Source organism: Achromobacter sp. 2789STDY5608615, from assembly GCF_001298995.1.
GTDB lineage: Bacteria > Pseudomonadota > Gammaproteobacteria > Burkholderiales > Burkholderiaceae_B > Achromobacter > Achromobacter insuavis.
On the sequence record NZ_CYTY01000015.1, the window covers coordinates 135,177 to 144,924 of the forward strand.

At 64.9% G+C, this 9,748-nt stretch carries 8 protein-coding genes and 1 pseudogene; 6 read left to right on the forward strand and 3 right to left on the reverse strand.

What is annotated here, in order from left to right:
- Positions 1 to 145: 145 nt before the first annotated feature.
- Positions 146 to 1,024 carry a DUF4272 domain-containing protein gene (locus AOZ49_RS15375; protein WP_054476232.1) on the forward strand — a complete coding sequence of 293 codons (879 nt, stop codon included), beginning with the start codon at positions 146 to 148 and terminating at the stop codon, positions 1,022 to 1,024.
- A 246-nt stretch (positions 1,025 to 1,270) separates the two neighbouring features.
- Here the strand turns inward: AOZ49_RS15375 and AOZ49_RS32525 are convergent, their stop codons facing one another.
- Together AOZ49_RS32525 and AOZ49_RS15380 are read right to left on the reverse strand one after the other, a co-directional pair.
- Complete coding sequence (locus AOZ49_RS32525) at positions 1,271 to 1,447, reverse strand: hypothetical protein (RefSeq protein WP_156333531.1); 177 nt, start codon at positions 1,445 to 1,447, stop codon at positions 1,271 to 1,273.
- A 294-nt stretch (positions 1,448 to 1,741) separates the two neighbouring features.
- Positions 1,742 to 3,127: an EAL domain-containing protein gene (locus AOZ49_RS15380; protein ID WP_197286731.1), complete on the reverse strand. Its 1,386-nt coding sequence runs from the start codon at positions 3,125 to 3,127 to the stop codon at positions 1,742 to 1,744.
- Between the two features lie 262 nt (positions 3,128 to 3,389).
- Here AOZ49_RS15380 and AOZ49_RS15385 point away from each other — a divergent pair, with 262 nt between their 5' ends.
- The 5 genes and pseudogenes from AOZ49_RS15385 to AOZ49_RS33545 all read left to right on the forward strand — a co-directional run bounded on the left by AOZ49_RS15385 (position 3,390) and on the right by AOZ49_RS33545 (position 8,749).
- On the forward strand, positions 3,390 to 4,367 hold the full coding sequence (locus AOZ49_RS15385) for a fimbrial protein (RefSeq protein WP_054476234.1): 978 nt from the start codon (positions 3,390 to 3,392) through the stop codon (positions 4,365 to 4,367).
- A gap of 324 nt (positions 4,368 to 4,691) precedes the next feature.
- Positions 4,692 to 5,228: a fimbrial protein gene (locus AOZ49_RS15390; protein ID WP_054476236.1), complete on the forward strand. Its 537-nt coding sequence runs from the start codon at positions 4,692 to 4,694 to the stop codon at positions 5,226 to 5,228.
- A 92-nt stretch (positions 5,229 to 5,320) separates the two neighbouring features.
- On the forward strand, positions 5,321 to 6,049 hold the full coding sequence (locus tag AOZ49_RS15395; protein ID WP_231690348.1) for a fimbria/pilus periplasmic chaperone: 729 nt from the start codon (positions 5,321 to 5,323) through the stop codon (positions 6,047 to 6,049).
- Between the two features lie 202 nt (positions 6,050 to 6,251).
- Positions 6,252 to 8,404, forward strand: a pseudogene (locus AOZ49_RS15400) (fimbria/pilus outer membrane usher protein); the annotation flags it as partial.
- 120 nt (positions 8,405 to 8,524) lie between these two features.
- Positions 8,525 to 8,749: a FimD/PapC C-terminal domain-containing protein gene (locus tag AOZ49_RS33545; protein ID WP_231690351.1), complete on the forward strand. Its 225-nt coding sequence runs from the start codon at positions 8,525 to 8,527 to the stop codon at positions 8,747 to 8,749.
- 41 nt (positions 8,750 to 8,790) lie between these two features.
- On the opposite strand, the gene AOZ49_RS15405 is transcribed toward AOZ49_RS33545, so the two are convergent.
- On the reverse strand, positions 8,791 to 9,748 hold a 958-nt coding region (locus AOZ49_RS15405), incomplete at its 5' end, for a TonB-dependent siderophore receptor (RefSeq protein WP_156355664.1).

Genomic DNA, 9,748 nt, shown 5'->3' on the forward strand with positions numbered 1-9,748 from the left:
GCAATTGTGTGAACAGGAGGGTGATGCGGCCTTCCATCTTGTTCAGGCGCAGAGGCTATGTTCGTGGAGCAGCACAGGTCGGAAAGATGATTACTATGCGTGATGGCGGGACTGGCCATTCAGATAGGCAACTACAGTTCGCACGATGAGAACCCCCAATATTTTCCGTCGCTGGTGGGATCGGCAGAACGAACGGAACGCCATCAAGAATGACTTGATCGCGTTCAGCAAGGATTGTCTGCTGGCCGTGGGCCGGCATGTGCCCGATGCCCGCCGCCCTCGCGTCCGGGGCGTTTGGTACGGCGACCCAACGCACTCACGGATCGTGTGGACGGACGGCGCGGGCCGCAAGTGGCGATGGCCTCTTTTCATTCTCTTCTCCGTCTGCCAGAAGACGCCCGATGAACGCGACCTGATCATCGAGAAATCGTTGCGGAATCTGTTGAGCCCGCCGCCAGTGAGTCAATGGCGTGAACCGGAGTTCCGCACCGCAGAGCAAGTGGCGCAGCGACTGCTGGCATTGATCGCCGTGGTGTGGCGTGCCGATGAACGTGAAGACGTTGCGATGGAAGGCATTGCCTGGGCCGAGCAAAACGATGTCATCGCATTGCTTTCCCCGGCAGAAGCCCTCTACCTGGGACAAGCGCAGCGGCCTGCGCATCAGGACCTTGTGAATTTCAGTTGGCGCGCCGAGGCCATCGTGCCGCTGGCGTGGGCCCTGGGCGGCATGCCTGAGCTGCCGCCGTCTTGCCAGCGTGCGGACATCTGGGCGATCCCGCTGGTGCAAGTGGCCAAAGCCGCTCCGGCCGACTTCGTCGCCAATGCGTGTCTGCGGTCACTCGATGAGGTGGCGGACGAGGAACACCGACTGCAGGATGAGCACTGGCACGTGCACGACGCACAACTGCGCGGCCGACCCATCCCCGCCCACCTGGACGCTGGCGTGGTCACGGAGCGCCGCTATGCATTGAGCTGGATGGTGGGCTACGGCGAGTCGTGGGACGACGTGCCTGTAAATACCTGACGTCCCGCGGCTACTTACAATCGTTATTCTCTTCAACGCAATGGACGGTCTCATGCTGCCGCTTCGCAGAACTGTTCGTCCAGTTTCTCCATCCGCCTAGAAAGCGCGCTTCCGCCCAGATGCCGACTGCCATTGCGGGGGGCTAGCGTGTATCCGCATCAAATTCCATTCCGTCAATGACGTTCGCGCATGATGGCCGCATCGAGCGTCTCGATCGGGACGTCCCCGGCAGCATCCAGCTCTCCACTACGGAGCCTTCGTCTCCTCTTGCGCCTTCTGCTTTTCCTTGTCCTTCTTTTCTCCGTCGTAATGCGACTTGATGGCGAGGAACATGCCCGTGCCCAACACGAGGAGCTTGAACGTACCGAAGATTACGGGGACCCAAAAATTCATCATTTCCTCAAAACGCTGCTTCAGCAGCATTGTTTACGACCTGTGGGCCGGCCTCTGCGCATCCAGGCACATCGGGCGCGGCGAGCGCCCATTTCCATACAAGAAGGCAGATTTTATAGAAAAATCCCATACAAGAATGGAAATTCTACCTCAGCTATCCATACAAATGCTTGAATCGTTTGATTTGTATGTCTTTCTGAGAGAGATTTTGCAGCAAAAAAACCATACATAAAGACAAGACATCTCTCCCGCGCCGCCACGGGGGGGCGGAGCCCATCGCCGCACGATTCCACCGCCCACCTGGTTGTCGGCGCTCATTCAATTTCATGCCTGCCAGGTCCGATGGTCGTGCGCGAAGCTGTCCTTGACACAGGCCGGCCCGACCAGCCACGCGGGCGCCAACTCCGGGCGTCCCAGATGGTAGCCCTGCAGCGCGTGCACGCCCGCCTGCGTGGCGGCGGCGACGTCAGCTTCGGTTTCGATGCCTTCCGCGATGACGCATGCGCTCAGGTCCGAGCACAGTGTCACGAAGTGCTTGAGCAGCGTCTGGGGCTGGCGCTTGCCTTCCGTCTGGGTCACGAAGGTCTTGTCGATCTTGACGATATTCGGGCGCGTTGCGGCCAGGAAGCTGATGGTGCTGTAGCCGGCGCCCATGTCGTCCAGGGCAATCCGGCAGCCCATCACGCGCAATGACAACAACAGATTGGCCGCCTCTTCGGCGTTGGTGATGGCGCTGGTCTCGGTGATTTCGAGCGTCAGGCGCTCGGCGATCCCCGGATTTCTCGCCAGATAATCCTGCAGGACGCGCCACCAACCGTCGTGCTGCAAGGACAGCGCCGATACGTTGGCTCCCAGGCAGATATCCGGGTGGCGTTCAAGCAGGCCGATGGCGGTCCAAAGCACGCTGCGGTCCAGTCGGGCGACAAGGCCCAGCCGTTCCAGCGCCTGGATGACGGGATAGCAAGTCGTGGCGGTGTTGCCGTCGATGCGACGCAGCAGGGCTTCGTGGTAGAGCGGCACCCGGAGGCTCGACGACACGATGACGGGCTGGAAGGCCAGGGTGACATGGCCGGAATGGACATCGTCGAAGAACGCCGTCGCCATGTCCATGTCGTTGCGAAACGCCGTGAGCCGCGCGTTCAGGGATTGGGTGGTTTCCGGCAGCGGGGGCCAGGCGTGAGCGGGATAGCGCGCCGTATCGAACGGAGACGCCTCCAGACAGGTCTCGGGCACCCCCAGGGTGACCAGTACCTTGAGCAGGATGCGGTGACCTTCGCACTCCAGCGGCTCGCAGGAGACGGCCGCCTTGATCCGCTCAAGCAGCACATCATCGTCGGGCGAGCAGGGCGGCGCGTGGTCCGCCAGCGTGACAACGGCATGTTGACCGATACGTGCAATGCGATGGGCGTCAATGCCGATGGCGGCCAGCCGTTCGGGCAATGCACGATCGATGGCTCGCTGCACGCAGGCAGTGCCGTAGGCCGCGAACAGATCGGGCAGGCCGTCAATATAGATGCACGCCGCGCGCACCGCCGTATAGGGCGCAAGCAGGATCGCCGACGGATTGCCATCGGTGGGGCGCATGGCGGCTTGCCCGGCTGCGAGGAGGTCGGGCACGGGTTCTTTCTGGCGGCCGAAGGTCTCATGACGCCGGCCGACGGAAGCGCCTTGGCGCGGTGTTCTTGAGATTGGGCGGGACTTCGTCGCCATGATTTCCTTTCGCTTGTAGTGGACCGCGGTGCGGCTTCTCCGGGTATGCCACTTCAGCGCAACGAAAAGGTCCGTGCTTTTGCCGAAAAATATGTAACCAGATAAATCGGCTCGGGTCCTGCGGGAGGCGGGCGCGTTCGATGTGGGCGCGCAATGAACCTTTTTTCGCGTCTCAAGTGGCATCCCAGGGCAAGCGGCTCGAAAGCACTTCCGACCGGGTCGCGATTCCACTGATTTCAAAGCGTCGCCAAGAGGGCAATCCATGTTCAGTACCCCGCTTCTGCCACCCCGTGCCGCGCCGTTGCGCTGGCTTGCGGCGCTGGCCATCATCCTTTTCTTCGGCGCGCCGTTACAGGCAGGTGCCGTAACGACGTGCACGCTCGCGAATGGCGGACTCTTTTCAGTGACGTTTCCCAGCGCGATCTCGGTGCCCCGCGATGCGCCGGTGGGAACGCTGCTGGCGACGGCCGATTGGACGGGAATGAACACCATCTATGCGTGCGATATCACGGCCAATTCGGTCGCGGGCATCGACATCCGCATCGTGGGGCTGACACAGACCAACGTGACGGTTCAGAACCCCGCCAATGGCGGCGGGACCTACAAGGTCCATGCGACCAACCTGCCAGGGGTCGGCATTGCGTTCTCCGGGCAGTTTGTCGTCGGGGGCTGCGGCCCGCAACCGCCGGCCGGACGGGTGGATATGACGGGAAACGGCGGATCGCGATGGCGGACCTGCGCCGGTCCGGACAACAATGGCCGGCAACCGTACGGCTTCAATGCGATGACCGCCATGTTGGTCAAAATCGGAGATATCCAGCCGGGCATGGTCTCCCTGCCCGGCGACGTGCTGCTGACGCGCCCCATCATGGGAGGGGCCGACATTAACAACCCCATCGTCAGCCCGGGGCCCAATGCGTCTTTTCGGGTCAACGCCGTAGCCGTCTCCGTGAAGAGTTGCACCACGTCGAACGTGACCGTGCCGCTGGGCCAGTACACAACGAAGTCGTTCAAGGGGGTCGGCTCGGAGACCCCCAGGGTCAAATTCTCGGTCCCTATCAATAACTGCCCTGCCGGGTTGCAGCGCATCGGGCTGCAATTCAGCGCGCCATCGGGCGTCGTTGACGCCAACAACGGCGTCATCGCCCTGAGCGCGGAGTCGACGGCGCAGGGGGCTGGGGCTCAAGCTCGTCAGCGTGTCGAATGGCAAGCCGATGGCGTTCGGAGCGCCTGGGTATGAAGTCGCCCAGTACGCGCCGGCAACGGGCGGCTCCTACAGTGCGGACTTTTATGCGTCCTATGTCCAGACAGGGGCGGCTATCAAGCCAGGGACCGCGAACGGCACGCTGATTTTCACGTTGCTTTACCGTTAAGCCGCCCGGGGGCGGCCGGCCATTTCGCGCGGCGAACGCTGGGCGCGATGGCCGTTACAAATTAATCCGTTCGAGTCTGAGCCTTTTTGATCGGCTCAAGTGGCCTACCAGACAGAACCTGCAACGCAGAAGCAGCGACACGGGAGCGCTGCCCGGTTCTCTCCTCTCCTGGCTCACTATCCCTCATTGATATGAAGACTTCTCTTTATTCCGCTCTGTTCCTGGCTGTCGGCGCGCTGGCATCGCAATCGGCGTTCGCCGTCGACGGCACGATCACGTTCAACGGTTCGATCACGGACACCACCTGCAAGATCAACGGCCAGGACAATGGCGATTTCACGGTGACCTTGCCTTCCGTGTCGAAGACGCGCCTGGCCAATCCGGGCGCGACCGCCGGGCCCACGGCGTTCAGCATTTCGCTGACCAACTGTACCGGCTCCGCCACGAAGGTGTCGACGTATTTCGAGCCCGGCAGCACGGTACGCCCGAACGGCAATCTGAAGAACACGGCCGCGGGCGGCGCCGCCAACGTCGAGGTGCAGTTGCTGAACAAGGGGGGCAACACGCCCATTGTTGTCGGCGCGGCCGCGGCGGCGCAGAACAGCGCGCCGGTCAACCTCACCGGCGGCAGCGCCACGCTGTCGTACGTTGCCCAGTACTTCGCGGCGGGCGCGGTGGATGCCGGCCCGGTCACCACCACGGTCACGTACACGCTGGCCTATCAGTAAGGCGGGCGCGCCGGCGCGGCGGGCGCTGCGCCGGCATGGTCCTCCAAGACGAAAAGAGTTGAGAAATCGTGCGTACTTTTCTGTTCCGTTCGTTGGCCTTCGCCGCCGCTGCGCTGGCCTCGATCAGTATTCCGGCCGTGGCGTCCGTCGTGATCTCGGGCACGCGTGTCGTTTATCCGGCGGGCGACCAGGAGGTCACCGTCAAGCTGTCCAACGAAGGCAAGACCCCCGCGTTGGTGCAGGTCTGGGCCGATAGCGGCGATCCGGACGCCGCACCGTCCGAGGCCAGCGCGCCATTCCTGATAACACCGCCCGTATCGCGCATCGATCCCGAGAAAGGCCAGACGTTGCGCGTGGCCTATACCGGGGAACCGTTGCCGCAGGACCGGGAGTCCGTCTTTTGGCTCAACGTGCTGGAGATTCCGCCGAAGCCGTCGGATGCGCAGACCGCCAATCATCTGCAGTTCGCGTTCCGCTCGCGGATCAAAGTGTTCTTCCGGCCTGGCCAGTTGCCGGGGCAGGCGGTCGATGCGCCGGCGCAAGCGGTGTGGTCGCTCGATGGCGAGGCCGGCGGCTATGTGCTGAGCGTGCACAACCCCAGCGCCTATCACGTGACGTTCACGACGATCCAGGCCGCCGCTGGCGGCGAAAAGGCCTTGTTCGATGACGGCCTGATGGTGGCGCCGGGCGAAACGCGCCGGGTGCCGCTCAAGGGCAGGCTTACGGCGCCGGCGGGCGTCCAGGTGCGCTACGAAGTCGTGAACGATTACGGCGGCCTCGTTACTGGCGAGGCCTCGACGCGGCCCCGCGTCATGCACTGATCCTTTTTCCCTGATTGATGTCGGATCACGGCGCGCTGCCGGCGCGTCGGGGAGCCGTGCGTCCTGTCGATGGCGGATTGCCGTGAAAACGAGAAAAACACAGAATGACGCGCGGCGCGTGCCGCACCCATGCCGCCTGGCGGCCCTGCTGGCTCTGGCAAGCGCGCAAGCGTTCGGGGCGGCCGAGGACGAACCCATGCAGATGGCCGAGGTGGAATTCAATCCGCAGTTCCTCGTGAACCGCGGCGCGCCCGTGGACCTGGCCCGCTACAACCGCGGCAACGTCGCCGCGCCGGGTACGTATCGAGCGGATCTTTCCGTCAATGGCATGCAGTTGGGGAGCGTCCAGGTCACGCTCAAGCCGGTCGGCGCTCGCCACGGCAATGCGCTGCCCTGCTTTGATCGGGAGCTGCTCGAGCGCGCCGGCGTCGATTTGAATGCGGTTGACGCGCGGGCGGGCGGCGCGATTCCGGCTGCGGCGCCGGGCAGGGAGACGCCGCAGGCCTGTGCGCTGGTCGATGCCTGGGTGCCCGGCGCGACGGCGGCCTTCGATACGGGCGAGCAGCGGCTGGACGTGACGGTCCCGCAGGCGGCGATGAAGCGCCAGCCGCGCGGCTACATCGACCCGCGCTATTGGACGGACGGCGTGCCCGCCGGCCTGTTGCAGTACAACGCCAACTATTTCCGGTCCGACCAGCAGGGGCATGCGGTGTCGCAGGGATACCTGGGACTGTCCGGCGGGTTGAACGCCGGGCCCTGGCGCCTGCGCCATAGCGGCAACCTGACGACAGGCTCCGCCGCGGATTCGCGCTATCGAAGCGTGCAGACGAACGTGCAGCGCGCGATCCGGTCGATGGGCAGCCAGTTGGTGATGGGCGACGCGTACACGGACGGCGCGCTGTTCGACAGTTTCGGCTTTCGCGGCGTGCAACTGTCGACCGATGACAGGATGTTGCCGCAGAGCCAGCGCGGCTATGCGCCCCGCGTGACGGGTATCGCGCGCAGCAATGCCGTGGTGCGCGTGCGGCAGAACGGCAGCGTCATCTATGAAGCCAACGTGGCGCCGGGGGCTTTCGTCATCGACGACTTGTATCCGATGGGATATGGCGGCGAGTTGATCGTCGAGGTCACGGAGGCGGATGGCAGCGTGCACCAGGCCAGCGTGCCTTATGCGGCGGCGGTGAATGCCTTGCGGCCCGGCGTGACCCGTTACGGATTGGTGGCGGGCGCGTACCGGGATCCCTTGATGCGGGGCGGTCGGCCCTATGTGATGCAGGCCACGCTGCAGCACGGATTCACCAACATGCTGACGGGTTATGGCGGCGTGATCGCCAGCCGCGATTACGCCGCGGGCATGGCCGGCGTGGCGTTGAACCTGGAGTGGGGCGCGGTGGGCCTGGACGCGACGCAGTCGCGCGCCGAGCTGGGCGCGCAAGGAAGGCGATCCGGTCACAGCGTGCGCTTGTCGTATAGCAAGCTGATCGCGCCGACCGACACCAATATCACCGTGGCGGCCTACCGTTACTCCAGCCGCGGTTATCTCGACCTGCGCGATGCGATGTCGCTGCGCCACGGCGACCGTGACGCCCGCCGCGACAGCGTCGACAGTCTCTCCGGCGGCAATCCGACCGGGGGATTCCTGCGCGGCCGTCTGCAATTGACGGTGAATCAGCAGCTGCCGTCGGGCTGGGGATCTTTCTACCTGAGCGGGTCTTCGCAGGACTACTGGAACCGCCCGGGCCGGGACACGCAGTTCCAGGCTGGCTACAGCACCAGCATCGGCCGGGTCAGCGCCGGCCTGTCGCTTGCCCGTCAGTACGATGCCTCATCGCAGCGCTGGGACAACGTGGCGATGCTCAACATCGGCATCCCCATCGGCAGCGGCGCGCGGCAGTTGTATGCCTCGACGAACGTGCAGAACAATTTCCGCGGCCGCACCGATGTCCAACAGTCGGTCACCGGGGCGACGGGCGAGGACGGCGCCCTGACCTATGGCGTGAATGCGAGTCGCAGCCTGGGGGGGGCGCGGCAGCGTCCTCCGTGGCGGGGGGCAGCGCGGCTTACGCATCGCCCTACGCCACCATGGCGGCAAATGCATCGGGCGGACGTGGGTTCTCGCAGTATGGCGCCACGGTGTCGGGAGGCGTGGTGGCATATGGCGGTGGCGTCGTATTCACGCCCGCGCTGGGCGATACCGCCGTCGTGGTCGAAGCCCGGCATGCCGCCGGCGCGCGGGTGGCCAGCGGCAGCGGGTTGCGCATCGATCCCTGGGGCCGCGCGGTCGTCTCCAATCTGACACCGTTCGCCAGCAATGAAATCGAAGTCGATCCCAAGGGCCTGCCCTTGAGCGTGGCGCTGAAGTCGACCATTCAGCATGTGGCGCCGACCGCGGGCGCGGTCGTGCCGGTGACGTTCGAGACCGAGGGCGGCGGCCAGGCCGTGCTGGTGCGGGCGCGGCTGCCCGGCGGCGACCCGGTGCCGTTCGGCGCACGGGCCGTCGACACGGCGGGCGACGACGTCGGCACGGTGGCGCAGGCCGGCCGGCTGCTGCTGCGCAACGCGGCGGCGGGGGCGTCGACGTACCGGGTCGTCTGGGCGCAAGGCGAGGGCGGCCAATGCCGCCTGGCGGTGACGTTGCCGGCGACGCCGCCGGCGCCCGCCGCGCGGATGTGGACGGCCGTGGACAGTCGCTGCGAGTGAGCGACCGCCGTCGCCGGGCGTTGGGGGCGGCGACGGTGACGTCAGAACCGGTAGGCCGTTGTCAGCAGCACCGTTCTTCCTGGATCCTGGTAGATGCGTGTGGCCACGGCATGGCCGGCGTACAGGGTCCGGTCGAACAGGTTTCGCACGCCGAGGGTGGCGCTGAAACGGTCGCGACGGTAGAACAGGCTGACATCGGTGCGGGCCTGCCCCGCGATGCGGAAGTCGCCGAATCCCTGGCCGTCGCCGGTATATCCGCTCTGTACATACACGCCGGCGCCGAGACCCCAACCGGTCCAGGCCGGGTCCAGGAACGTGTATTTGGCCCACAGGCTGGCCATGTGCCTGGGTATGGGATTCACCTGGTTGGCCGCGGGCCGGAAGTCCGTGTACGTATAGCTGGCGACGGTTTGCCAGGCTGCCGTCAATTGACCCTGCAGGCTGAGTTCCAATCCTCGGCTTCTGCCGCTGTCAACCTGTCGGTACAGGGGAGGGTCCGGTATGGGTTCGAGGTAATGGTCGAGCGATGTCTGAAAAAGGGCAATGGACGCATTGAGCGGGCTGTCGGGCCAGTCGAACTTCATTCCCGCTTCGAGGGTCTTGCTGCGGATGGGCCGTACGCTCGCGGCGCCTTGCGCCGCGGGCTGGTAGGTGGAGAAGCCGCGCGAGTACGCGCCGTAGAGCGACATCGTGTCTGAGACGTCGAAGCTCAGGCCCAGCTTTGGCGTCCAGGCGCGCTCGGTCGGTCCGCCATCTTGCGGCAATTGATTCAGCGCAATCCCGGCCATCACATGCCAGCGCTTGTCCAGGGTCATGAAATCCTGGGCGTAGGCGCGCGAGGAGCGCAGCGGCGAATTGGACAGGCGCTCGATATTGGGCGTGATGTCCGAAGACGGGAACGGGACCCTGGGGGAGAAGACGTTGCCCGGGAAAAAATCTCCGGACGCGATCGTGGTGTCGACCGAGCTTGCGTAATAGGACAGGCCGGTCGTGACGTCG

Excerpts from the sequence above, each read along its gene's own strand:
- AOZ49_RS15375 (WP_054476232.1), top strand. The coding sequence starts at position 146 with ATGAGAACCCCCAATATTTTCCGTCGCTGGTGGGATCGGCAGAACGAA.
- AOZ49_RS15380 (WP_197286731.1), bottom strand. The coding sequence starts at position 3,127 with ATGGCGACGAAGTCCCGCCCAATCTCAAGAACACCGCGCCAAGGCGCT.
- AOZ49_RS15385 (WP_054476234.1), top strand. The coding sequence starts at position 3,390 with ATGTTCAGTACCCCGCTTCTGCCACCCCGTGCCGCGCCGTTGCGCTGG.
- AOZ49_RS15390 (WP_054476236.1), top strand. The coding sequence starts at position 4,692 with ATGAAGACTTCTCTTTATTCCGCTCTGTTCCTGGCTGTCGGCGCGCTG.
- AOZ49_RS32525 (WP_156333531.1), bottom strand. The coding sequence starts at position 1,447 with ATGCTGCTGAAGCAGCGTTTTGAGGAAATGATGAATTTTTGGGTCCCC.